We start from the raw sequence: 24,185 nt of genomic DNA on the forward strand, positions 1-24,185 counted from the left end.
TTATGCTTTGGGCTTCATTGCAGGGAAAAGAATAACGTCGCGGATTGACCTTGCGCCGGTCAGGAACATCACGATTCTGTCCATGCCGATGCCCATTCCGCCCGTCGGTGGAAGTCCCGCCTCAATCGCGTTGATGAAGTCCTCGTCGAACACGTGAGCTTCATCGTCGCCCTCTGCCTTCTTGCGCGCCTGATCCTCAAACCTCTCGCGCTGGTCTAACGGGTCATTGAGCTCGCTGAATGCGTTAGCTACTTCCTTGCCGAACATGAACAGCTCGAAGCGGTGAGTGTAATCGGGGTTCTCGGGGTCTCTCTTTGACAGCGGAGAAATTTCCGTCGGGTGTCCGAGCAGGAACGTGGGCTCTATGAGCTTCTCTTCACCGAATGCCTCGAACATAAGGTTAAGCACGGCAAATTTGCTCTCGTGCCCGGTCATCTCTCCTCCGAGCCCCTTCTCCCTAGCGATAGCTCTTGCCTCTTCATCGCTGGTTATTGCGTCGAAGTCCACACCAGCAAACTCCTTCACTGCTTCGCGCATCGTTATCCTCTTGAAGGGTTTGGAGAGGTCGAGCTTCGTGCCGTTCCACTCAATGTCGAGTGTGCCGATAGCTTTCGCGGCGTTGCGTATGAGTTCTTCGGCGAGGTTCATCATGTCGACGTAGTTTGCGTAAGGCCAGTAGACCTCCATCATCGTGAACTCAGGGTTGTGCATTGTGTCGATGCCTTCATTCCTGAAGTTGCGGCCTATCTCGTAAACTCTGCCCATCATTCCGACAACTAACCTCTTCAGGTACAGTTCTACGGCTATCCTCATGTACATGTCGACGCTCAGCGCATTGTGGAACGTCTTGAAGGGGCGTGCGTTTGCTCCTCCCGCGAGCACTGAGAGTATCGGTGTCTCAACCTCAAGCGTGCCGTGAGACTCCAGCGTCTCTCTGAACGACGAGATAATCTTTGAGCGTTTGCGGAAGACCTCGCGAACTTCGGGGTTGGCGATGAGATCCATGTACCTCTTGCGGTAACGTATCTCTGTGTCAGTGAGGCCGTGCCACTTTTCGGGGAGGGGACGGATTGCCTTGCTGAGGAGGCGGTACTCGGTAACCATTACGGTGAGTTCTCCGCGCTTTGTCCTGCAGGGGTGGCCGACAACGCCGATCCAGTCGCCGGAATCTACCCACTTCTTGAGGAAGTCATATTCTTTCTCGCCGACGTTGTTCAGCTGGAAGTAGAGCTGCATCCTCGATGTCTCGTCGGCCAAGTCAGCGAAGGTAGCTTTGCCCTGACGGCGGATAGTCATTACGCGCCCTGCCGTCCGCACGGTAACATCTGGGACTTCCTCTTCAGGCTGGAGGTGCTCGAAACGCTCGCGGATGGACTCGAGGGTGTCCTGCCTGTCCCATGTCTCGTTGACGTAGGGGTCGTAACCTTCTTCACTGCGGAGACGAAGGAGTTTGTCCTTGCGCTGGCGGACTATTTCGCTGTCTTCTGAGGAGAAGTCGCTCTGCAAAATTTCTTCTGGCATAAAAAGTTAGCGCTCCTTTTTGCAAGTTAATGTGTGATGTATATTTTACACGTATTCTATGCTTTGGTTATCTCTTACTGTCAGGCATTCAGCCCCGTCCTCTGTGATAAGGTAGTCGTCCTCGATTCGGAGTCCTCCCCAGCCCTCAATGTAGATTCCCGGCTCAATGGTAACAACGTCGCCGGCCTTGAGGACATCCTTCGAGGTCTTCGAGAGTCTCGGAGCTTCGTGAACTTCGAGCCCCAAGCCGTGCCCGAGACCGTGCACGAAATTTTCTCCGTAACCTGCATCAGCAATAACTTTCCGCGCAACAGCGTCAACGTCCTTCCCAGCTATTCCGGGCCTGAGGGCAGAAGCAGCCTCTCTGTGCGCACGAAGAAGAACCGCGTTAATCTCACGTGCTTTGTCGTCTATCCGTCCGATCGCGAAGTTGCGGGTAATGTCGCTCATGTAGCCTTCAACCATCGCGCCGTAATCCACCGTAACAGTCTCGCCCTCCGCAAATTGTTTCTCGGTTGCCAGAGCGTGGCACATTGCCGAGCGTGTTCCTGAAGCAACGATGAAATCATCATGTGCCCAGCCCTTCTCCGCACCCCTACGCTTGATCTCCTGCATCAGCTTCGAGCCGAACTCTGCTTCTGTCATTCCCGCGTGAGTTTCCCTCATAACTGCTCCGAGTGCATCACGTCCTATGCGTCCTGCCCGGCGGATAAGTTCCACCTCGTGAGCATCCTTAGTACGCCTGAGAGAGGGTATCATGTCCGACGCGTCGAGCCATTCTGCTTTTGCTGGTGCAAAGTGCTTCGTGAATGTAGCGTGAGAGATTTTCTCCGCCTCAAAGCCGACGCGCACAAAGTCTGATTCACTCACCGCCTTAGCGATGAAGGCTGGCAGCGAGAGTTCTGACTGTATGATGACGGTGAAAGGTGTCTGGGACTTGGCCTGCGTCGTGTAGCGTCCGTCGGTGATTAGGGTAGAGGCGGAAGGGGTGATGATCAGTGCGGCGGAAGAGCCCCTGAAGCCCGAAATGTAGTGGCAGCTCTCGGAGTTCGCGCGCTCTTCGACGAGCAGGACGAATGCGTCGAGGTTTTGGGCGGACATTAAGGCGCGGAGTTTGTCGGTGCGGGATGTTATGATGTCAGTGTTCATTTGCTGTTTGCTCCTTTCATGCTTATAATACTAACACTTTCGCATATACACGGAGAGATTCAACTATGGCAACAGCAATAAAACAGTCATCACATGACGAAGTACTAACGGAACTCCTGCATGATATTCACGAAGGCAAAATACAGCTCCCGGAGTTTCAGAGAGGTTGGGTATGGGATGACTTGAGAATACGCAAACTCATTGCCAGCATCTCGCAGGGTTACCCTATGGGAGTAATAACGCTTATGAGGCACGATTCTTCTGCACTGAAATTCGGACATCGTCCGCTCAACGGCGCAGAACGTAAGGGGCAATCTCTTGACTACCTGATACTTGACGGACAGCAGAGGCTTACATCAGTATACTGTGCGGCATATTCGGGCAATCCGACAGTCCTTCAGGAAGACGACGGCAAAGACACAGGACGATACTATTACATCAACATAAACAAGTGGCTTGCAGCTGACGATGACCGCGTTGAGGCAATATTTTCTGTTCCGAAAGACCGCAAGCTCAAAACTAATTTCAACAGGGACGTACAGCTTGATTTGTCAACAAGCGAACTCGAGTATGAGCATGAGATGTTCCCGCTGAGCTTGGCCTTCAACAGCAAAGGACAAGTCAAATGGGGAGACGGCTACAAGAAGTATCACCATTACTCAGAAGAATTTATCGAGAAATACAACCGCTTCATCGAAGAAGTGATAGACCCCATGACCAGCTACAAGCTCCCTGTGATCAGGATTGAGGAAGCCACGCCAGAAGCTGTCTGCAAAGTCTTCGAGTACATAAATACCGGCGGAATAATTCTAACAGTATTCGAGCTGCTCACTGCCTCGTTTGCGGCTAAAGAGTTCAATCTAAGAGCTGACTGGGAAAGATGCAAGAAGTTGATTCGCGGGAAAAACACGGACATTCTAGACGGCGTGGATGAAGTATCGTTCATGACAGCAGTAACCCTATACTCCACTTACACTAGCAGCGAAGCCACCGCATGCAAGAGAAAAGACATCCTGTTACTGGAACTTGAGGACTACAAGCGCAGCAGGGATGCATTGCTTAAAGGCTACGAAATGGCAAGAAAATTTCTGTTCAATCACGGCGTGTTTCGTCTTAGAGACCTCCCGTATCCCGCTCAAGTTATCCCGCTCTCGGTTATATGTGCTGTTATTGATACGCATACGTTCAACACTCCAGAGGCAGCAAAGATTATGGAGAACTGGTTTTGGTGCGGAATATTCGGTGAAGATTACAGCGACACAAATTATGTGAATGATGTTGAGGACGTGCTCGATTTAATTCGCGGCAGGCCGAGCCAGAACCGTACAGTCAACGCCGCATTCTTTCAGCCGGAGAGGCTTCTGACTCTCAGAACCAGACAGAGCGCGGCCTATAAAGGTGTGATGGCTCTGCTGTACTGTGCAGGATGCAAGGATATCGTCAGCGGTACAGGCATGAATGTCGTGAAGAGCATGGAGGACGAGCCGGACATTCATCATATTTTCCCAAGAGCATACTGTGAGGATAGGGGCATACCTAGAGAAGAATATAACTCGGTCATAAACAAGACTCCGCTTCTTGCTGCCTCGAACAGGATGATAGGCGGTGCAGCTCCCAGCGTCTACGCTGCCAAGATCATGAAGAAAGCCTCCATAGACAGAGCAGAACTTCGGGAACGTTTAGGAACTAACCTGATTGACTATGATGCGTTCATGGCTGATGACTTCGAAGCATTTTTTGCTGCCAGAATGCGCAGTCTTCTCAAGCTGATTGAGAAAGCTATGGGCAAGCCGACAGCTGAATAAGCTATGAAAAGCGGGGAGTCAATTATTCGGACTCCCTGATACCTTACTTCGTCATTACAGCAACGCTCTCAACGTGTGCCGTCTGCGGGAACATGTCGAACGCCCTCAAGCTCTCCGGCATATAACCGTAACCCACAAGAATCTTGCAGTCTCTAGCCAGCGTCGCAGGGTTGCACGAAACGTAAACTATCCTCTTCGCGCCTAGCCTGTTCACCGCGTCGAGAACCGCCCTGTTGCACCCGTCGCGCGGAGGGTCAAGCACAATCGCATCATACGTGCCCTGCAAGTCCCCGATAACGTCCTCAGACCTCCCGCACAGCGTCTCAACGTTCGTGAAACCGTTAGCCTGAAGGTTCCGTGAAGCCATCCTCACTGCCCCGCGCCACTCCTCAACGCTAACTACACTCTCGGCGTTCTCCGCCAGATAGCACGTCATTGAGCCCGTCCCGCTGTAGAGTTCGAGGATGTTTCTTGAACCGTGAACCTGCGCTGATGCGTACGTGAACAGCCTCTCCGCCTGCCCGGTGTTCACCTGAAAGAACGACGCTGTGTCGAACCCAAGACGGTACTTCCCCAGAATCTCCGAGATTAACCCCGAGCCTGTCAGGTTCTCGGTGTATGTGCCAAGAATAACGTTGCCGGGCTTGGAGTTGTGGTTCATCGTGAGGGTGCTCGGACGCGCCATGCTGCCCAGAGACGCGAGAGCCTTCACGCTCTTGGCCGACAGCTTGCCGTTGATGACGAACGACAGCAGAGACTCGCCCGTGTTAATTCCAGTCCGCGCGATGATGTGCCGGAGCTTGCCCATGCCGGTGCGCTCGTCGTAGCCGTCGAAGGGGTAACGGCTAGCCTCGAGGCCGTCGAGAATCTTGCCGTACATCTCGTTGAGCCGCTTTGCGTTCACGGGACACTGCCGGATGAACTCCAGCCGGTGAGTTCCTGCGCGGTAGAAGCCGGTACAGATTTTCCCCCTGATGTTCTGGACGGGAAACGCAGCCTTGTTCCTGTAACCCCACTCTTCAGGAGAAGCCTCGCACTCGACTGCTCCGACCGTGAAGCCTCCGAGCCGTGTCATTGCGTCCCGGACGATTCCTGCCTTCAAGGTGAGCTGCGTTCCGTAATCCGCGTGCTGAAGCTGGCAGCCCCCGCACCTGCCGAAATACTTGCACTTAGGCTTCACCCTTCCCGCAGAAGGCGTGAGAACTTCGACAGTGTCGGCTATGGCAAAATCCTTCTTCCTCGACACAACTGCTGCCCTCACCGTCTCGCCGGGCAATGCTCCCTGAACAAACACTATCCCTCTGTTCGTGCGGGATATTCCTGCTCCGTCGCTGGAGAGTCCTGAAACTTCCAGCGTTATCGTTCCGCTCGTGTTATCTATGTCTATGCACTCCTTAAAACTCGAAATGTTCTCCGAGATAGAATTTCTTGGCCAGTTCATTGCCCGCAACTTCTTCGGGCGAACCCGCAAGGAATATCTTTCCATCATGAATAAGGTACGTCCTGTCCGTGATTGAGAGCGTTTCCCTGACGTTGTGGTCAGTTATCAGCACGCCGTAGCCTTTCGCCTTAAGCTCGTGAATCATGCTCTGGATGTCCGCGACAGCTATCGGGTCAATTCCGCTGAAAGGTTCGTCAAGCAGAATGAACTTCGGTTTCATCGTCAGTGCCCGCGCAATCTCTACGCGCCTTCTTTCGCCGCCGGAGAGTGCGTAGCCCTTCGTCTCGGCAATGTGCGTAATCTTGAACTGTTCAAGAAGTTCGTCGGTGAGAGTCTTGGCCTGCTTGCGTTTGCCGGTCTCTTCCCACACAAGATTGATGTTCTCGCGCACAGTAAGATTCCTGAATACGGATGCTTCCTGCGGGAGGTAGCCGATGCCTTTGCGTGCCCGCGCGTAGATTGGCAGGTGGGTAATCTCTTCGCCGTCAATCGTTACTGTCCCCGAATCAGGACGTATCAGCCCCACGATCATGTAGAACGACGTAGTTTTTCCCGCGCCGTTCGGGCCGAGAAGTCCGACAACTTCGCCGGGGTTGACGCTGATGCTGACTCCTCCGACAACAAGACGGCCTGAATAACTCTTGCGGAGGTCAGCTGCTGTGAGGCCGCTCACTTCTTCTTTGTCCTTCCTGACTTCTTCGGGGATGCCGACTTCTTTGCGGGCTGTTCTTCCTTCTTGGGCTCTGTCGGAATCTGAATCGTCTGCTGCTGCCCGGAAGAATCCTTCCTGCGTTCGCGCGAGAGGTCTATCGTGATTTCCGCCCTGTCTGCGCTGACTCCTCCGTTTTCCGTCCTTCTGGTAAGCCCTCCGAGTGCCTCGACTCTGTTCTGGTCGGGGAAGTAGACGATAGAGTCCGACCGCAGAGTCCTTCCGCCCTGAACCGCAACAACATGCCCGCTGACTACGACACTTCCGCGTTCGAGGGAGTATAGCGCGTTATCTCCTTTGAGGGAAACTGCATCCCCCTTCGCTTTCGGTTTGCCTTTGAGCCACACGCTTTTCTTGGCCGTGAGGTCGTAGAGGTCTCCTCCTCTGATTACCCCTTCTACGGAGTCTGCTCCGAACGACAGCCCCCGTGAAGTGTCCTCGAGATTCCGTGCCTTCGTCAGCCAGAACTTAGTCTGCTTGTCCTCAGGTGTAGTGTCAGTTATTCCGCCCGCGCCGGTAATCGTAAGACGGTCAGCATCGAGCCTCATCGTGCCTATTCCGCCCCTGACTCCTCCCTGAAACTTGCAGGTCGGTACGTCCGCGAACGACAGCAGCAACCTTCCGGCCTTGATGTCTACAGGGTCTCCCATCCACTTGCCGGAAGCTGTTATGCCCTGCTCAAAGTTTATCTCGCGGCGGTCTACATTCCCTGAACCTGCAGGAGCTTTCACGGTCAGATCTCCGGCAGTGATTATGACGTTGCCGTCGGCGAGAAAATCTCCTGTCTGTGCATCGAAGCGCATTCTGTTCGCGGACAGAGTCGCAGTGTCGGGCAGCTGGTCTTCGGCCGCACACAGCGAACACGCGCAAAGCAGTATAATCACGGGCAATAGTAATCTCTTCATGAACACGTCCTCAATTGTCTGTAATGGATGGCTGTAATATTACTACAAAATTGCTATTTTCTGTGCCAGCCCCTACAATAAGCAACACAAATTTTGCGATAAGGAGATGTATGCAGTGATACCTAAGGTTATACACTACTGCTGGTTTGGCGGAAAACCTCTGCCCGAACTTGCGCAGAAGTGCCTCGCGAGCTGGGAGAAGTTCTGTCCCGATTATGAGATAGTCCGCTGGGACGAGAGCAATTTCAACGTGAATTGCTGCGATTACGTGAGAGAGGCCTACGAGGCCAAGAAGTGGGCATTCGTGAGCGACTATGCGCGGCTGAAGGTGTTAGTTGACAACGGCGGCGTGTATATGGACACAGATGTTGAGGTGATAAAGCCACTCGACGAGTTTCTGGTTCACGAGGCGTTTTCGGGCTTCGAGAGCGAGAAGGCGATTCCCACCGGCATCATGGCCTGCGAGAAGGGGTTTGCGCCGTTCGCGGAGATGCTGGCGGACTATCACACTAGGCATTTCTACCGACGGGGGGGGGGGACTAGACCTCACTACTAACGTAACCCTAATCACGAGCTACTTTTCTCGTTACGGCTTCACCCCGAACAACACACTGCAGACAGTCAGAGGCTTCACGATTTACCCGAAAGATTACTTCTGCCCAAAGAGCTACCTTACCCTCAAGATCGAGCTTACAGGCAACACGCACACCATTCACCACTTCTCCGGCTCATGGCACACGCCCGCCCAAAAACGGTGGATAAGGTTCAAGTGGCGCGTAAGGCAGCTTCTGGGCGAGAGAATCACTGCGTGGCTGAAATCACTCCTCCACCGTCCATAGCGGGAAGTAAATCCTGATGTGCGTAACATCCCTAAGTGCATCATCAACTTTCCCTGCAGCATCAGGGAGTCTCTCCCAGTCTCCGCCGTCCCGCCTGCACAGCACTAAGGGCCTGCGTCCGTACTGACTCCACAAGTCCGGCAGCCTGTCCCCAAGCTGAGGTCCGGGCACAAGTGCATTCTTGAACAGCGGAGGAGTCCCTTCGAGGTCAGGCTGTCCCGGAAGAGGCGCGATTATCATCCACTGCGTGAGCTGCCACGCGTTGATCATTTCGTGAGAAGTCAGGGCATGTTTCAGCGGCATAATCTGAATCCCCCCGACTTCTCCGCGCTTCGATGTCGACACGTCAATCACCCCTGAATGCGACGCACGAATCCTCCCTACTTCCTGATACGCCGTCCCTCCGAACCTCCCGACTCCTCCGACACGGTGAACCACTCGTGCGATTACCCGCGCACCGCCAGAGCCGTAAACGATTACCCTCCCGCCCGGACGGTTCTCGAAATCCACCATGTACACCGTAGGGTTTTCGGGAAGAGGACTTCTGATGATGAGCACATCGCCTTCTTCCGGCACGTCCTCCAGCGGCGATTCTCTGCCCTCATGTTCAACCGTAACCCTCGAACCAGTCAGAGGCGCAAAACCTCCGAAGACTCCCGTCCCTGCGTCCATTCCGAGCGTGAAGAATGCTCCGCCTGTCGCGGCTGGGGCTGTGGTGATTGCGGGCGTGAGGCTGATGATGCGTCCGCGTCCGTCCTCAACGTTCACGAGAATGTGTATTGCGTTCACGGCAGAGGCACAGACTGTCGACGGTGTCGCCCACTTGCTGGCGGTGTATGCGGGGTAATTGGTCTTGGCCGGAACTCCGAGAACTTGTCCCAACGCAACGGGCTGGGAGTGCGGTAGGATTGCCGTAACCTGTCCGCCGACTACGCAGGGGATTCGCAGTTCGAGGACTCCTTCAGCGTACGCACACGAAGCCCACAGCAGAAAGAGTGATGTGATGACGAGCTTCTTCATGGCACGGGAGCTAACCACACAGCCCAGACGTTGCAGAGCGCGTGATAGATTATTGACGGCATAACCGAGCCTCCCCTGATTCTCAGCACCGCCATAACGAGTCCCGGAAAGAACGTCGCAACCCTCAGCCATCCAGTCAGCACGACAAGATGACTCAGCGCGAAAGCTCCCGTAGCAATCAGCACGCCCAATACGACCCCGAGCTTCCTTGTCAGCAGCGTCTGCATCCACCCGCGATAGAACGTCTCCTCGATGAACGCCGCCGCTACTCCTCCGCCGAGCTGATCCAGCGCAGTCCACAATGACGGATGCTTCAAGCCTCTTCCGCCCCATTCGTACGGCCACAGGTACAGAGAGATTATCGTCAGAGGGATGAGAGTTATCGCGATGGCAACAACGACATCACGCCATGACTCCCGCGTCATGAACCACTTCAGGCCGTAATCACGCTCATCTTCCCCTCGCCTCTTGCACCACTCGTAAGGGAAGTAGAGCATGAACGTAGCGACAGCAAGCCCGATGATTATCCCCATTACAGCACTTTCACTGCGTCCTGCAGGAACTGAAAGCCGCTGTTTATGTAGCTGGAAATCTGGAATCTGTTGACGTAGAGCAGTGCAGAGACTTTCCACAGCATGATGATTACCGGCACGGCGACGATGAATGCTCCCGTCTTGTAGAGAATCTTAGAGGGTATCTTTCCCCACTTCTCGAACAGCTGATCCACGAGCCAGCCCATTACCATGAAGGCGAACCCTAGAATCCAGACAGCGAGGCCAAGTACAACCTGAGTGTTTATGATGCGCAAAATGAATCAACTCCGAATTGTGAATAGGTGAATTTGCGATTATTATACGGCAATAATCGATATGTGCTAAACTTTGCGGGTACAAAATCTCACGCATTCAGGAGGAAAGTTATTCATGACCCGAAAATTCATCACAGCTCTTGTTCTTGTGGCAGTGCTGTCGTTCAGCGCGTATGCTGATGAATCGCCGAAGGTTCTCGCGCGCGTCGGAAGCGATGACATCACGGAAGAGGAAGTGCTCGAGTTCATCCAGCCGTTCGGACAGCAGGCAATGATGCTCTACGCTACGGAGCAGGGCAAAAAGATGATCGTTGACGACGTAATCTCGATGAGGCTTTACGCGCTCGACGCAGAGGCACAGAAGCTGGACGAGACTCCGGCGTTCCAGGCACAACTTGCGGCGGCTAGGAGGGCGATGCTTGCGCAGGCGGCGATGAGGAAGACGATTGACGGTCTGACTGTGAGCGACGACGAGGCACGGAAGTTCTACGACGACAACCTTCAGCTGTTCACGCAGGGAGAGAGGGTTCACGCGCGGCATATTCTGGTGAGCGATGATGAGACTCTCGCGAAAGTTCAGGAGGCACTGAAGGCGGGGACATCGTTTGACGCGGTGGCTAAGGAGTACTCGATTGACCCGGGCAGTGCACAGAACGGCGGAGATCTCGGAGAGTTTCCGAAGGGCGTGATGGTCAAGGAGTTCGAGGAAGCTGCGTTTGCGCTGAAGACTCCGGGCGAAGTGTCCGAGCCGGTGAAGACGCAGTTCGGGTGGCACATCATCAAGCTGGAGGAGCATATTCCTGAATCGCCCGCACCGTTTGAGCAGGTGAAGCCGAGAATCCTGCAGGACCTGAGAGACCAGAAGACGCAACAGGTACTTACGGACAGGTCGAAGGAGCTCGAGAAAGTCTACAAGGTTGAACGCTTCTAGTTACTAGGAAATCACAGGGGCTAGGAAAATATTACTCCTAACCCCTAACCCCTTATCCCTTATCCCTTGCTTCTCGTATCTGCCGCTCTACTTGCTCAAAGCCCGTCCCGCCGTAAACGTTCCTTCTCCTCACGCTCTCTCGCGGGGTAAGAATCGCAGTCAGGCTCTCGTCGAAGTTCGGCACGTGTCCCTTCCACTGCTCGGGAGTAAGTTCGCTGAACGACAAATCGTTGTCGATGCACCATCCCACAAGCCGCCCAACAATTGCATGTGCCTCGCGGAACGGAATACCCTTCATCACGAGCCATTCTGCGATGTCCGTCGCAAGTGAATAACCTTTCCCGAAGCCCTCAAGTGCTTTCGCCTCGTCAACCTCAACCTTCGCGAGCAGTTCACTCATTATCTGCACGACAGCTTCAACTGTATCGAGCGATTCCCACAGACCGCGCTTGTCCTCCTGAAGGTCTCTGTTGTATGTCATCGGCAGGCCTTTAAGGTTAATCATCAGGTCTATCATGTGTCCTATGACTTGGCCGGTCTTTCCGCGCGCAAGTTCCAGAACGTCAGGGTTCTTCTTCTGGGGCATCATGCTTGAGCCGGTGCAGAACTCATCAGGCAGTACCACAAACCCGAACTCCTGCGTGTTCCACGTTATGAGGTCAGTGCAGAGCCGCGAGATGTGAATCATGAACGTTCCCGCAAAGTGGTGATAGTCCATCATGTAATCACGCGAAGCCACAGACTCGAGGCTGTTGCGTGTGGGATGCGCGAAGCCCAGAAGCCCGCTCGTGATTTCACGGTCAACCGGCAGAGTAGACCCCGCCAGTGCCCCCGCACCTAACGGGCATTCATCCAGCGACAAGAGCGCGAAGTTCAGACGCTCCATGTCCCGCGAAAATGCCTCGTACCACGCGAGCCAGTAATGTCCCATCGAGATGGGCTGTGCCTGCTGCATGTGCGTGTAACCCGGTACTATCACGTTCAAGTGCCGCTGTGCGTTGTCCGCAAGAACGTCAAGGAGTGCGGCCAAGTTCTCCCTGAGACTCTGAAGACGCGTGCGGAGGTAGATCCGCGTTGTTGTGGCTACCTGGTCGTTCCGCGAACGTGCTGTGTGAAGTTTTGCCCCGAGAGGCTCAATCTCCGTTAAGCGCGCCTCAATGTTCATGTGTACGTCCTCGAGCTGCTCTGAGGGCGTGAACTTCCCCTCCTGAATCTCCGTGCGTACACGTTCAAGGCCAGCGATTATCTTTGCGGCTTCGTCCTGAGTGAGGAGTCCTGTTTTGCCGAGCATTTCGGCGTGGGCTATGCTGCCCGTTATGTCCGCGTCATACATCCGCCAATCTATGTCCAGAGACTGCGTGAAGTCCTGAACTATTTTTGCCGTGTCGTGCTTGAACCTTCCGTGCCACATCTTTATCTGTCTCCTGTCTCTATTCCTCTTTCGAGGGAAAATATATCGTCTAAGTTCATCGGTTTTCCGAAGTAATAACCCTGTGCCTTGTCGAAACCTATCGAGCGCAGATACTCGAACTGTTCAGCCGTCTCTACTCCCTCAGCTAATGCCTTCATTCCCATAAGCCGGGCCATGCGCAGATTCGAGCTGATGATGTACTTTGCCTTCTCAGATTTTCTTATGTCGAAGCCGTGCAGAAATTTCATGTCAAACTTTATCGTGTCAAAATTGTAATCCTTCAGGACGTTCAATGACGAGTAGCCCGAGCCGAAATCATCCATCCACACTTCATAGCCCATTGCCCGGAATCTCTCTATCCCCAAGTTCAGCACGGTCAAGTCCTCGCCGTTCCCGCTCTCCGTAATCTCGATGTGAAGCATACTGCGCGGAATGTGGTTGAGCGTTACAGCAAGTTCTACCTCCTGCAGAATGTCGCAGAGTTCGAAGTCCAGCCGCGACAAATTCACCGACACCGGCAGAACGGGAAGCCCCTTCCTTGCGCGGGCGTGATAGTCCCTGCAGACCTGCTTCAGCGCGTGAATGTCAAGCCTGTGAATCTCCCTGTATTCCTCGAGCGTCGGGATAAACTCAGCCGGCGAAATGTTCCCGAGCTCCGAATCAGTCCACCGCGCAAGTGCCTCTGCCTCGCAGATTCTGCCGGTCTGGACGTTCACGATCGGCTGATACAGCACGCGTACAGAACCGTTCATTATCGCGCTGTCGAGGCTGTCAAGAATGTGCTGCTGAACCTCAAGCTCCCTGCTCATTCCCTCGTGGAACATGCACGAACTCACGCTGTGGTTCTTCCTGATGCTGTCGCACGCCAGCTTTGCCCTGTCGCAGCATGAACGTATATCCTCGTTCTCCGACGGAAAGTATATCCCCGCCCGAAGCCTCAGCGTAATATCGTCGTGGAGGGCGTAAAGGTACTCCTGAATCATGTCGGTGTTGAGCTCGACGGTTGCCCAGTCGGTCAGCACAGCAAAATTGTCATCGCTGAAACGTGCGGCCAAGCTGCCGTTCTCCGGTGGAAAGATTATGCGAATGATCGTTGCGGTCTCGCGGAGAAGTTCATCTCCCCTCTTGAAGCCGAAACGTTTATTGAACATCTTGAAGTTGTCGAGGTTGAACCAGATCAACGCCAGCCCTTCAGAAGCTGACCGCAAAAAATCTCCGGCCTGTTCGTGGAAAGCTGAACGGTTAAGCAGACCCGTAAGACTGTCGGCAGAAGGGGAAAGCATCACGCTACACGAACTCGAACAGATTCAGCCCTACGTCCTCATCCAGCTTGCGTTCCACCATACCTTCAGAGACCTCCACTGTCATTTCACACGTTGCGCTTACACGTGCGCTGTTCAGGTGTCCGCCCCATACACGGCCTTCTTTGTCCGCCGCGCTCATGTGGATGTGCTGGTAGAACTCTCCGTCCTTCGTCGTAACTGTTCCCCACAGGCTCACTATCTCGGCCGGAAACTGGAAGTGATGCGTGTGGTACTTCTTCTCTGCTACGTCGAACAGTCCGACGCTGAAATCATCTATTGCACCGAGTGCCTTGACCTCAGCAAGAACTATCTTCTCCGCTTCGCATAACGTCTTGAGCTGGGTGAGTATCTCCTCTCCTCTGTCTATCCTAACGAAATACTTGCTGCCGAATTTTCTGTACTGCATCAATCATTCTCCTGCTCAAATGGGATGGGAAACATTATACAGCAGGGCAAAAAATTAACACCCTCCCCGAATTTCCGGAAAGGGTGCGGCTGTCTTGTGGGTCAAATTGTGCTAGTCGAGGTTGGCTATCAGCATGTAGACGAAATCGCCGTGCGCAGGAGTGTAAATAGAGTTGACGACTTTCTGCTGGCCTCCCAAGAGTCCAAGCGAGCCTGCACGAAGCGCGATCTTCTCCTTGATGGCATCCTCGTTCTTCCCGAAGCGGTAGCCGACAAACCATGAGTTGCCCGTGAGCTTGATGCCGCTTCTGCTGGACACCCACTCGCCTTCATCGTTTTGTACGGTGGAGACTTCGCCTACTGTCTCGGAGCACAGAAAATACGTACCTGTACCTTTGTTCCACGACGTTACTTTATTGTGCGGGTTGAGCTCTATTGACAGGCCGCCGTCAAGATACTTTAGGATTTCTGCCTTGCCGGCTCCTCCGCCTTCGTCCAGGTAATCGCCTATGTATCGCGGCGTTCCTGTCTTGTCGCGGTTCAGGTATATCTTGTACTCATTGCCGACCTTTACAACTTTGTCGTAGTTGTCCGTGTACCATGCAAGTACGGCGGTCCTTATGTTGCGCATGTCGGCAATTATCTTTGTGGCCTTCGCAGAACTCACGGCTTCGGTGCTGGAGAGCATCATCATTGCGGCGAGTATGCCGATCACGACAATCACTATCAGAAGTTCCACGAGTGTGAAGCCCTTGCGTTTGCTCTTCATTGCTCATTCCTCCCTTTAACGTTAAAGCCGGGCATCCCCAGCTGGGCAACACCCGGCGAATATTGCGAACCGATGGACTGTGCGGTTAGTCGTCCAATTTCTGCACCAGCAGACCGACATATTCTGCATTCGTGTAGGGATTCTGTGTGGGTTCACCGCCCAATTTGCCTTTGTCCGGGAAGCCCACCAGTCCCAGACTTCCTGCGCGAGCCGCGAGCTTCTCCTTGACCTTCGCGTCCGTGCCGACCTTGCAGGACACGTACCAGTCCTTATAGTTAACATCGTTCAGCGTATAATCACCGTCTTTATGTGTACTGTCACCCTTAGCCATCAACGTCAGAGAGCTCTCGTTGCTGAGGTACTTGGTGATTGCGGTTTTATTGCTCAGCACATAATTCGACAGGCTGTCGTAGGTCGTATCACCGATCTTAATGGTGCATTTCTTACTAGACGCGTTGTAGGTAACGCTGTCGATGTTGTCCGTATACCACGACAGAGTCGCCGTCTTGAGGTTGCGAAGGTTGCTGATGATGTTGTTGGCCTTCGCCGAACTCACTGCCTCAGTGCTCGAAAGCATCATCATAGCGGCCAGAATACCGATTACCACGATGACAATCAGCAGCTCCACAAGGGTAAAACCCTTACGCTTAATACTCTTCATCGTTGTTCCTCCTTCTTAATGTGTGAAAAAGTGTTCCGTCCTACAGCCAGCTAGCGCAAGAAGCAAGTAATTTGTGCAGGCATTCCTCCTTCTTCATTCTTCATCATCCCGGCTGACGGGAATATCATACCATAATAGTTATCGGCTGCCTAATCCGACCACATAAAAGCCGGGCACTCTTCAGCACCCGGCAAAGTGTTTATGTTCTCGCGTCAGGCTACTTCGCAGGTGCGGGCTGTGCACCCATCTCCGCAAGTGCTTTGTAGGTCAGATAGCGTTCACGTGCCTCTGCGCAGTTCTTGTCGAACAGGTCTTCCGCGATGTCAGGGAAGCCCCTCTTCAGCGACGAGTAACGTACCTCGCCCATCAGGAACTCCTTGTACGCCTTCAGGAACTCCGCCTCGTCGTCAAACAGCTTCGGTGCTTTGCTGTCCAGCGTGAACGGATTCTTACCCGGCTCAACGTCAGGGTTGTAGCGGTACAGATGCCAGTAGCCCTTCTCGACTGCCAGCTTCGTGCGCTCCTGCGTCTTGCCCATTCCTGCGCGGATGCCGTGATTGATGCACGGTGCGTAGGCGATGATGAGCGACGGGCCTTTGTGCGCTTCGGCTTCCTTGAGAGCCTTGAGAAGCTGGTTCTTGTCCGCTCCCATTCCGACCTGCGCAACGTAAACTGTGCCGTAGGTCATCGCCATTCTGCCGAGATCCTTCTTGCGCGTCCTCTTGCCGCTCGCCGCAAACTGTGCGATTGCCGCAGTAGGTGTTGACTTTGAGGACTGTCCGCCGGTGTTGGAGTAGACTTCCGTGTCCAGAACGAGAACGTTCACGTCCTGTCCGCTTCCGAGTACGTGGTCAAGTCCGCCGTAGCCGATGTCATAGCCCCAGCCGTCGCCGCCGAAGATCCACACTGACTTCTTCACGAGGTAATCCTTGTACTCGCAGAGAGTGCAGAACTCCTTCATTGCTGCTTCGCTGAAGTTTGCAGCACCGCCGCAGTCCTCGCAGCAGCAGAACAGCTTGTCGAGACAATCTTCAACCTTCGCTGATGCCGCGACTGATGCTTCACCGTCATCGTGAGCGTCAAGCCAGCCCTTAAGCACGTCCTTGACCTCTGCAGGAACTTCGTCCATTCCGAGCAGTGCGTTTGCCGCGTCGACGAGGTAGCCGGTCATTACGTTAAGGGACAGCTTCATTCCCATTCCGTACTCTGCCGCATCCTCAAATAACGAGTTGCCCCATGCCGGCCCGTGTCCGTTTGCGTCGGTCGTGTAAGGCATTGACGGTGCAGAACCGCCCCAAATCGAGGAGCATCCTGTTGCGTTGGCGACTATCATCCTTGAGCCGAAAAGCTGTGTGATCAGCTTCGCGTAAGGAGTCTCGCCGCATCCTGCGCAGGCACCGCTGAACTCGAATAACGGCCTCTGGAACTGTGAGCCCTGTACCGTGAACTTGTCGCCAGCGTCCGTCTTGTCCGTAACGTTCTCGAATGCGAACGTCCAGCGGTCGATTTCTGCTGTCTGCGTTGCGGAAGGCTTCATCTCGAGAGCCTTGACCGGGCAGATGTCCGCGCAGTTTCCGCAACCTAAGCAGTCAAGCACGTCAACCTGCATCTTGTAGCGGTATCCTGCCGCCTTGAGTTTCGGTGCCTTAACGTCAACTGCTCCGAACCCTTCAGGTGCTGCTGCCTGCTCCTCTGCATCAAGCAGGAACGGACGGATAGCCGCGTGCGGGCAGACCATAGAGCACTGGTTACACTGGATGCACTTTGCGCTGTTCCACTCGGGGACGTTCACCGCAACTCCGCGCTTCTCGTACTTTGACGTTCCCGCAGGGAAGTGGCCGTCCTCGAAACCGTCGACGAATGCGCTTGAAGGAAGCGTGTTGCCCTTCTGTGCGTTGATTGTGTCGACCTGATAGCTGATGAAGTCAGGAATCTCGCTCGGAAGGCCGGGACGTGCGGTTACTCTGTCTTCTGCCGTCTTCCATGCTTCGGGCACCTGAATCTGTACAAGCCCCGTAAGTCCTGCATCAACAGCCGCATAGTTCATCTTGACGATGTCTTCGCCCTTCGCGCCGTAGGACTTCACGATGGCTTCTTTCATGTACCTGACAGCGTCCTCGATGGGAAGAATCTCCGCCAGCTTGAAGAATGCGCTCTGCATTATCGTATTCGTCCTTGAGCCGAGACCGAGCTTCTGTGCCTCGTCGACTGCGTTGATGACGTAGAACTTGCATCCCAGCGTCGCAATCTTCCTCTTCAGGCTCGCAGGAAGGTGCTCCTCGAGTGCTTCAAGGGTCATCCACTGCGTGTTGAGCAGGAACGTTCCGCCCGGCTTCATGCCCTGAAGAAGGTCATACTGGTTCACGTACTCCTGCTTGTGGCAGGCGATGAAGTCTGCGTTGTCGATGAGGTACGTTGACTTTATCGGGGACTTGCCGAAACGGAGGTGGGACATCGTGATGCCGCCCGACTTCTTCGAGTCATAGTCGAAGTAGCCCTGCGCGTACATTTCGGTGTGGTCGCCGATACTCTTGATGCTGTTCTTGTTTGCGCCGACTGTTCCGTCTGAGCCGAGACCCCAGAACTTGCAGCATACCGTGCCTTCTGCGGCGGCGTTGATGTGCTCTGTCGGGATTAATGAGCTGTCGTTCACGTCGTCGATGATGCCGAGTGTGAAGTTATTGCGCGGCTCAAACAGCTTCAGGTTGTCGAAGCAGACCTTGAGGTCGCTGGGTGTCGTGTCCTTGCTGCCGAGTCCGTAGCGTCCGCCGACGATCTTCGGTGCTCTGGGGTTGCCGACGAACAGCGAGCATACATCCTCATACAGAGGCCCGCCGAGTGCGCCGACTTCCTTCACGCGGTCAAGGACTGCAATAGCCTTCACCGTTGCGGGAAGTGCCCTGAAGAAGTACTTGGGCGAGAACGGACGGTAAAGGTGGACTTCAACGACTCCGACCTTCTCTCCGCGAGCGTTCAGGTAATCTACAGTCTCTTCAATTGCCTGGCACACAGAGCCCATTGCGATGATTACGCGGTCAGCCTCAGGGTCTCCGTAGTAGTTGAACGGGTGATATTCGCGTCCGCAGATTCCCTTGATGTCTTCCATGTATCCTGCGACGATGTCAGGTACTGCATCATAGAAAGGCTGTGATGCTTCCTTCGCCTGGAAGAATATATCAGGGTTCTGCGCAGTTCCCTTCGTGAAGGGCTTTTCGGGACGCATTGACCTATCACGGAATGCTGCGATTGCGTCATAGTCAACCAGCTTCGCGAGGTCTGCATAATCGAACGCGTCAACCTTCTGAATCTCGTGTGATGTCCTGAAACCGTCAAAGAAGTTCAGAACGGGAACGCTTGACTTGATGGCCGAAAGATGAGCCACTGCCGCCATGTCGTGGGCTTCCTGCACTGAGCCGCCAGCCAGCATCGTGAAGCCGCACATTCTCGTCGACATTACGTCTGAATGATCTCCGAAGATTGAGAGCGCGTGCATTGCGATTGCTCTTGCCGTTACGTGGAACACGCCGGGAAGAAGTTCGCCCGCGATCTTGTACATGTTGGGGATCATGAGAAGCAGTCCCTGAGAAGCTGTGTAGGTGCTCGCAAGTGCTCCTGCCGACAACGCTCCATGACATGCCGCCGCCGCTCCGGCTTCGCTCTGCATCTCGGTAACTTTTACTGTCTTGCCGAAAATGTTTTTGCGGCCGTGTGCTGCCCACTCGTCAATATGCTCGGGCATCGGCGAAGAAGGCGTGATCGGGTAAATGGTAGCCATCTCGGAGAAGGCATATGCTACGTGAGCGACTGCCTCATTTCCGTCCATCGTTTTCCAGTTACGTTTTGTCATGAAAGATAAAACCCTCCCTCTGGAATCACTAAAATGTTGAGATAAAAAATGGTGTGTGCAAGTATTCTACTACAAATTTCCCAATCATGAAATAAAATATAGCTTGTACAAATTCTTTCAGCTATTCAGGGAGAAATCATGAACATTAATGAAGTTATGGACAAGTATTTAGCCTCAAAGCCGGAGGGCAGGTGCTGCTGGTTCAATCACGAGTGGATGACGCGCAGAGAGTTCGCGGAGCTTGCGGACAAAGTTACGGACGCTCTGAGGGCTTCAGGTTTCGGGGAAGGGCAGAGGCTGGCGGTTCTGATACCCAACAGCCCGGTGATGCTCGCGGTCATGCTTGCGACGTGGCGGCTCGGAGGAGTCTTCTGCCCGCTGAACGAGAAGACGGGAGAAATCTCACTCGTGAAGACGTTAAGCCTGCTGAAACCGTTTTCTGTGGTTCTGTCGAAGGACGTAAAGCCCGAACTTGAGGACGCACTCAACGCTGAGGGATGGCAGAGCGTGAGACTTGGCCTGCATGAACTTGACGGTACGGAGAAATTCGCGGGAAAACTGCAGGACGCTGACGACCTCGACAAGACGTTAGCGGTAATCTTCTCGACCTCCGGGACGACAGGAGACCCTAAAGCTGTCCCCCTCACTCACGCAAACCTTCTCGACAACATTAACGCCTGTCTTGAGCACGTGCCCGACCTTGTGGCTGGAGACTCGCTGCTTAATGTTCTGCCGAACTTCCACGCGTTCGGGTTCACGATATGCTGCGTTCTGCCGTTCGTGCTTGATGCTACGCAAGTGCTCATGACGAGCTTCATGCCTCCGTCGAACGTCATCAAGGCCGTAGAGGAGACCAAGCCGACCGTTCTTCTGCTTGTGCCGACAATGATAGGTTTCACGACCTCGATGCTCGAGCGCATGGGAAAGAAGCTGACGGGCATAAAGTTATTGATTGCAGGAGGAGACAGGTACAACCCGAAGATTGATGACAGAGTTACGGCGGCTTTCGGAGTCCCGCTGATTGAGGGCTACGGCATCACTGAGTGTTCTCCTGTTCTTGCGGTCAACCCGAAGCCCAGCGTGAGGAAGCTAGGAACGGTAGGGCCAGCTTTGCCGCGCTTTGAGCTTCAGCTGCGGAGCGAGGGCGGAGAGATTCTCCCGATACCCGGCGAAGGTGTTTTGTGGACACGAGGGCCGAGCGTAACATCAGGCTACTACCACGCGCCGGAGGTCAACAAAGAAAGATTCGTTGACGGATGGTTCAACACGGGGGACTACGTGCAGATAGACTCGGACGGCTACATCAAGATTCTCGACCGCGTAACAGATATAATCATCGTCGGAGGTTTCAACGTTTACCCGCAGGAAGTTGAAGCAATCCTCGCAGAACATGACGGTGTGAGCCTTGCCGTTGTCGTCGGAATGCCCAACAGCATAAGCGGAGAAGTCCCGAAAGCGTACGTTATACGCTCGCAGGGCTCAGAGGTTACGGAAGGAGAACTGGTGAAGTTCTGCAAGGACAGGCTGGCACACTACAAAGTTCCCCGAAGCATAGAGTTTGTAGACAGCCTGCCGGTGAGTGCGACAGGAAAAATTTTGCGGCGCGTACTGCGTCAGAAGGAGAGAGACAAGCAATAATGCAAAGGCTTGAAGAAGTAATCATCCCCAAGCTGGAGGAGAATACTTCAGCAAATTGTTACTGGTTTGACGGAGAATGGTACACGCGCAAGGATATGCTTGACCTTGTCGGCGAATGTGAAGGCACGCTGAAGCGCGCGGGTTTCGGGAAAGGACAGAGGCTCGTCGTGATGCTGAGGAACTCCCCGCTGATTCCTGCGCTGTCGCTGGCGGTGTGGAAGCTCGGAGGAATCTTCTGCCCCCTCAACGAGAAGGCCGGGCTCGAGTCCTTAACCGGCACGCTTGACCTGATTAAGCCTTTCGCCGTAATCACCGAGCACGAGATTCCCGAACTCTCGCGGCTGTGGCCGTGCATAACGTGTTCTCTGGACAGCAGGACTCTTTCCGAGTTCACCGGCAAAGCTCAGCCCGAAGAGCCCGACGACCTCGCAGTAATTTTCGCGACATCGGGGACAACCGGCCTCCCGAAGGCAGTACCATTGACGCACGGAAATCTTCTCAACAACTGCAAGGTTACCAATGAGGGAGTACCCAGCATAACCGGCAAAGATGTATTCTTAACCGTTCTGCCTAACTTCCATTCATTCGGCTACACGGTAACTATAATTCTCCCTCTCACGATCGGCGCACGGCTGGCTATAGCTCCGTCGTTCCTGCCTCCTGCCGCAACAATACGCGCACTCACGGAAGCTAAAGTAGATGTGATGTTCGTTGTGCCGGCGATAATGTCATTCCTGCTCATGAACGTCGAGAAGGGCAAACTCCCTCCCGAAGTACTCTCGCGCATCAGAATAATCTGCACCGGCGGCGACAAGCTCAATCCCAATCTCCACAAGATGGCGTTATCCCTGCTCGGGCGGGACATAATGGAGGGTTACGGCCTAACGGAGACTTCACCCGTTATCTGCATGAACCACGACTGCGAGACGCAGAAGACCGGGAGCATCGGGCCTGTGCTGCCTGAGTACGAGTACAAGATACGCACGAGAGACGGCCAAGACACAGACGATAAAGAAGGCGTGCTCTGGGTGAGAGGACCGAGCGTTACGCCGGGCTATCTTCACGCGCCGGAAATCACGGCAGAACGTTTTGACGCTGAGGGGTGGTTCAACACCGGCGACTACGTCAAGGCAGAGACGCACGACGGCGAAGAGTATATCTACATTCTCGACAGGGTAACGGACATAATTATTGTGGGTGGGTTCAACGTGTACCCGCAAGAGGTCGAGAAGGTCTTGGCCAAACACCCGGCTGTACATGCGGCTGTGGTTGTGGGAGTACCTCATGAGGTGAACGGAGAGATTCCGAAGGCGTACGTCCAGCTTAACGACGGTGCAGAGGCGACGGACAGGGACATAATCAAGTTCGCGAAGGAACATCTCGCACACTTCAAGGTGCCCAGAAGCGTGGAGTTCGTCGAGGAGTTTCCGCTCTCCGGGACGGGAAAGATTCTGCGGAGGGTACTCAGAGAACGCGCAAGAAGCTGACATAAAGTGATATGATTATCGCACATCCCAACAGCAAATCACAATTTAAGGAGTTATCTCATGGACAAGAAGATTAGGCGCATAGGCGTATTAACCAGCGGCGGGGACTCTCCCGGAATGAACGCGGCAGTAAGAGCCGTAGCCCGCACGGCAATGTATTACGGCATCGAGTGCGTAGGCATCCGCAGGGGCTGGCAGGGTCTCATCAACAGCGACTTTGTGATCCTCAACGCTGACATGGTGAGGCACATTCTGGGACGCGGCGGAACAATCCTCTACACGGCAAGAAGCGACGAGTTCATGACCGAGAAGGGGCGCGAGAAGGCAGTAGCTACGTGCAAGATGCTCGGGCTTGACGGAGTTGTAGCGATCGGCGGCGACGGAACGTTCAGGGGAGCACTCGAGCTTTCGCGTCTCGGTGTGCCGGTAATGGGAATCCCCGCGACAATCGACAACGACATAGGCTGCTCGAACTACACGATAGGTTTCGATTCGGCGTGCAACACCGCGATTGACTGCATCGACAAACTCCGCGACACAATGCAGAGCCATGAACGCTGCAGCGTCGTTGAAGTCATGGGCCGTCATGCGGGCTTCCTCGCGCTGTACGTCGGAATAGCAGTCGGAGCTACGTCGGTGCTTGTTCCTGAGGCTGAGCTGGACTTCCAGAAGGACGTAGTTGAGAGAATCCAGAACGCCAGGCTTTCAGGACAGACACACTTCATGGTAGTTGTGGCTGAGGGCGTTGGGAGTGCAATAGACATCGGCAAAAGGATTCATGAGGCACTTGGCCTTGATCCGCGCGTTACGGTGCTCGGGCACATTCAGAGGGGCGGTGCTCCTACGGGAAGAGACCGCGAGACTGCCACGCGAATGGGCTATTACGCAGTGAGGGCGTTCGCTGAGGGCAGGACAGGAAGCGTAATCTGCACGCGCGAGGGCGGAATAGTCGAGACACCGATAGAGGAAGCCTTAGCGATGACGAAGCATCTTCAGATGGACAGGTACAAGATACTTGAAGCGATTTCGGCGACAGGAGAGCATCCTGCAAACTAGAATGCACGAAGCAAGCATAAGCAGTTATGATTCTCCGCTGGGAAAAATCATGATTGCCTGTGATGATGAAGGATTGACCCTGCTTTCTTTCGGACAGCCTTGCGCTGAGGAAGGGGCAGGGCATCCCGTCATTAATGATGCTAAAAGGTGGCTGGATGTGTATTTTGCGGGTGATGTTCCTGACTTCACGCCGCCACTGCATTATGAGGGGACGGACTTTCAGCGCAGGGTGTGGAAGGCTCTGCTCGGAGTACCTTACGGACGGACGACGACCTACAAGGCAATAGCTGACGAGTTAGGTTGCAGGTCAGCTCAGGCAGTCGGGCAAGCGGTGGGACGCAACCCGATAAGCATAATCATTCCGTGCCACAGGGTAATTGGTTCTGACGGAAGCCTGACGGGTTACGCCGGAGGACTCGAACGTAAGGCAGCACTTCTCCGGCTTGAGGGCGTAAAAATATCCCCCCTGCCTTAACTGA

The 24,185-nt window shown here is 54.3% G+C and carries 22 protein-coding genes; 8 read left to right on the plus strand and 14 right to left on the minus strand.

Annotated elements, in window-relative coordinates:
• Both lysS and IJT02_06250 read right to left on the minus strand, forming a co-directional pair.
• Positions 1-1,521, minus strand: a complete 1,521-nt coding sequence (gene lysS / locus IJT02_06245) for a lysine--tRNA ligase (protein ID MBQ7544528.1) — start codon at positions 1,519-1,521, stop codon at positions 1-3.
• A 45-nt stretch (positions 1,522-1,566) separates the two neighbouring features.
• The gene (locus tag IJT02_06250; protein ID MBQ7544529.1) at positions 1,567-2,670 is read right to left on the minus strand and encodes an aminopeptidase P family protein; all 1,104 of its coding nucleotides are present in this window, start codon (positions 2,668-2,670) and stop codon (positions 1,567-1,569) included.
• Between the two features lie 65 nt (positions 2,671-2,735).
• Between IJT02_06250 and IJT02_06255 the strand changes: the two genes are divergently transcribed.
• Positions 2,736-4,475 carry a DUF262 domain-containing protein gene (locus IJT02_06255; protein MBQ7544530.1) on the plus strand — a complete coding sequence of 580 codons (1,740 nt, stop codon included), beginning with the start codon at positions 2,736-2,738 and terminating at the stop codon, positions 4,473-4,475.
• 43 nt (positions 4,476-4,518) lie between these two features.
• Here the strand turns inward: IJT02_06255 and rlmD are convergent, their stop codons facing one another.
• Genes rlmD through IJT02_06270 form a run of 3 tightly spaced genes read right to left on the minus strand, consistent with a single transcriptional unit; the run spans position 4,519 to position 7,530 of the window.
• On the minus strand, positions 4,519-5,964 hold the full coding sequence (rlmD, locus tag IJT02_06260) for a 23S rRNA (uracil(1939)-C(5))-methyltransferase RlmD (GenBank protein MBQ7544531.1): 1,446 nt from the start codon (positions 5,962-5,964) through the stop codon (positions 4,519-4,521).
• Complete coding sequence (gene lptB / locus IJT02_06265; GenBank protein MBQ7544532.1) at positions 5,870-6,589, minus strand: LPS export ABC transporter ATP-binding protein; 720 nt, start codon at positions 6,587-6,589, stop codon at positions 5,870-5,872. Before lptB ends, rlmD begins: the two co-directional genes overlap by 95 nt.
• Entirely contained in the window at positions 6,586-7,530 is a 945-nt protein-coding gene (locus tag IJT02_06270; protein ID MBQ7544533.1) for a hypothetical protein, read from the minus strand. The genes lptB and IJT02_06270 overlap by 4 nt, the downstream gene beginning before the upstream one ends.
• A gap of 115 nt (positions 7,531-7,645) precedes the next feature.
• Here IJT02_06270 and IJT02_06275 point away from each other — a divergent pair, with 115 nt between their 5' ends.
• Positions 7,646-8,086, plus strand: a complete 441-nt coding sequence (locus tag IJT02_06275; GenBank protein MBQ7544534.1) for a hypothetical protein — start codon at positions 7,646-7,648, stop codon at positions 8,084-8,086.
• Positions 8,004-8,369, plus strand: coding sequence for a hypothetical protein (locus tag IJT02_06280; GenBank protein MBQ7544535.1), 366 nt, complete (start codon positions 8,004-8,006; stop codon positions 8,367-8,369). The genes IJT02_06275 and IJT02_06280 overlap by 83 nt, the downstream gene beginning before the upstream one ends.
• On the opposite strand, the gene IJT02_06285 is transcribed toward IJT02_06280, so the two are convergent.
• The 3 genes from IJT02_06285 to IJT02_06295 are packed head-to-tail and all read right to left on the minus strand — an operon-like array spanning position 8,349 to position 10,197.
• Complete coding sequence (locus IJT02_06285) at positions 8,349-9,389, minus strand: hypothetical protein (GenBank protein ID MBQ7544536.1); 1,041 nt, start codon at positions 9,387-9,389, stop codon at positions 8,349-8,351. The two genes, IJT02_06280 and IJT02_06285, sit on opposite strands and share 21 nt — an antisense overlap.
• Complete coding sequence (locus IJT02_06290) at positions 9,386-9,922, minus strand: CPBP family intramembrane metalloprotease (protein MBQ7544537.1); 537 nt, start codon at positions 9,920-9,922, stop codon at positions 9,386-9,388. The genes IJT02_06285 and IJT02_06290 overlap by 4 nt, the downstream gene beginning before the upstream one ends.
• Complete coding sequence (locus tag IJT02_06295) at positions 9,922-10,197, minus strand: hypothetical protein (protein MBQ7544538.1); 276 nt, start codon at positions 10,195-10,197, stop codon at positions 9,922-9,924. Before IJT02_06295 ends, IJT02_06290 begins: the two co-directional genes overlap by 1 nt.
• 433 nt (positions 10,198-10,630) lie before the next feature.
• Between IJT02_06295 and IJT02_06300 the strand changes: the two genes are divergently transcribed.
• Entirely contained in the window at positions 10,631-11,128 is a 498-nt protein-coding gene (locus IJT02_06300) for a peptidylprolyl isomerase (protein MBQ7544539.1), read from the plus strand.
• Positions 11,129-11,180: 52 nt separating this feature from the next.
• On the opposite strand, the gene argH is transcribed toward IJT02_06300, so the two are convergent.
• The 6 genes from argH to nifJ all read right to left on the minus strand — a co-directional run bounded on the left by argH (position 11,181) and on the right by nifJ (position 19,525).
• Positions 11,181-12,539 carry an argininosuccinate lyase gene (gene argH / locus IJT02_06305; GenBank protein ID MBQ7544540.1) on the minus strand — a complete coding sequence of 453 codons (1,359 nt, stop codon included), beginning with the start codon at positions 12,537-12,539 and terminating at the stop codon, positions 11,181-11,183.
• A 2-nt stretch (positions 12,540-12,541) separates the two neighbouring features.
• On the minus strand, positions 12,542-13,822 hold the full coding sequence (locus IJT02_06310; GenBank protein MBQ7544541.1) for a bifunctional diguanylate cyclase/phosphodiesterase: 1,281 nt from the start codon (positions 13,820-13,822) through the stop codon (positions 12,542-12,544).
• 4 nt (positions 13,823-13,826) lie between these two features.
• Complete coding sequence (locus IJT02_06315; protein ID MBQ7544542.1) at positions 13,827-14,249, minus strand: DNA-binding protein; 423 nt, start codon at positions 14,247-14,249, stop codon at positions 13,827-13,829.
• Positions 14,250-14,360: 111 nt separating this feature from the next.
• Positions 14,361-15,017 (minus strand): type II secretion system protein, encoded by a 657-nt coding sequence (locus IJT02_06320; GenBank protein MBQ7544543.1) that lies wholly within the window; start codon positions 15,015-15,017, stop codon positions 14,361-14,363.
• 85 nt (positions 15,018-15,102) lie between these two features.
• A complete protein-coding gene (locus tag IJT02_06325; protein MBQ7544544.1) occupies positions 15,103-15,678 on the minus strand; it encodes a type II secretion system protein in 576 nt (191 codons plus the stop codon).
• 217 nt (positions 15,679-15,895) lie between these two features.
• Positions 15,896-19,525 carry a pyruvate:ferredoxin (flavodoxin) oxidoreductase gene (gene nifJ / locus IJT02_06330; GenBank protein ID MBQ7544545.1) on the minus strand — a complete coding sequence of 1,210 codons (3,630 nt, stop codon included), beginning with the start codon at positions 19,523-19,525 and terminating at the stop codon, positions 15,896-15,898.
• A gap of 138 nt (positions 19,526-19,663) precedes the next feature.
• On the opposite strand from nifJ, the gene IJT02_06335 reads away from it, so the two are divergent.
• Genes IJT02_06335 through IJT02_06350 form a run of 4 tightly spaced genes read left to right on the plus strand, consistent with a single transcriptional unit; the run spans position 19,664 to position 24,181 of the window.
• Positions 19,664-21,163 carry an AMP-binding protein gene (locus IJT02_06335; protein MBQ7544546.1) on the plus strand — a complete coding sequence of 500 codons (1,500 nt, stop codon included), beginning with the start codon at positions 19,664-19,666 and terminating at the stop codon, positions 21,161-21,163.
• The gene (locus tag IJT02_06340) at positions 21,163-22,650 is read left to right on the plus strand and encodes an AMP-binding protein (GenBank protein ID MBQ7544547.1); all 1,488 of its coding nucleotides are present in this window, start codon (positions 21,163-21,165) and stop codon (positions 22,648-22,650) included. The genes IJT02_06335 and IJT02_06340 overlap by 1 nt, the downstream gene beginning before the upstream one ends.
• Positions 22,651-22,710: 60 nt before the next feature.
• Positions 22,711-23,706, plus strand: coding sequence for a 6-phosphofructokinase (locus tag IJT02_06345; GenBank protein ID MBQ7544548.1), 996 nt, complete (start codon positions 22,711-22,713; stop codon positions 23,704-23,706).
• 1 nt (position 23,707) lies between these two features.
• Positions 23,708-24,181: a methylated-DNA--[protein]-cysteine S-methyltransferase gene (locus IJT02_06350; protein MBQ7544549.1), complete on the plus strand. Its 474-nt coding sequence runs from the start codon at positions 23,708-23,710 to the stop codon at positions 24,179-24,181.
• Positions 24,182-24,185: the final 4 nt, after the last annotated feature.

It is taken from the genome of Synergistaceae bacterium (genome assembly GCA_017450125.1).
Taxonomy (GTDB): domain Bacteria; phylum Synergistota; class Synergistia; order Synergistales; family Aminobacteriaceae; genus JAFUXM01.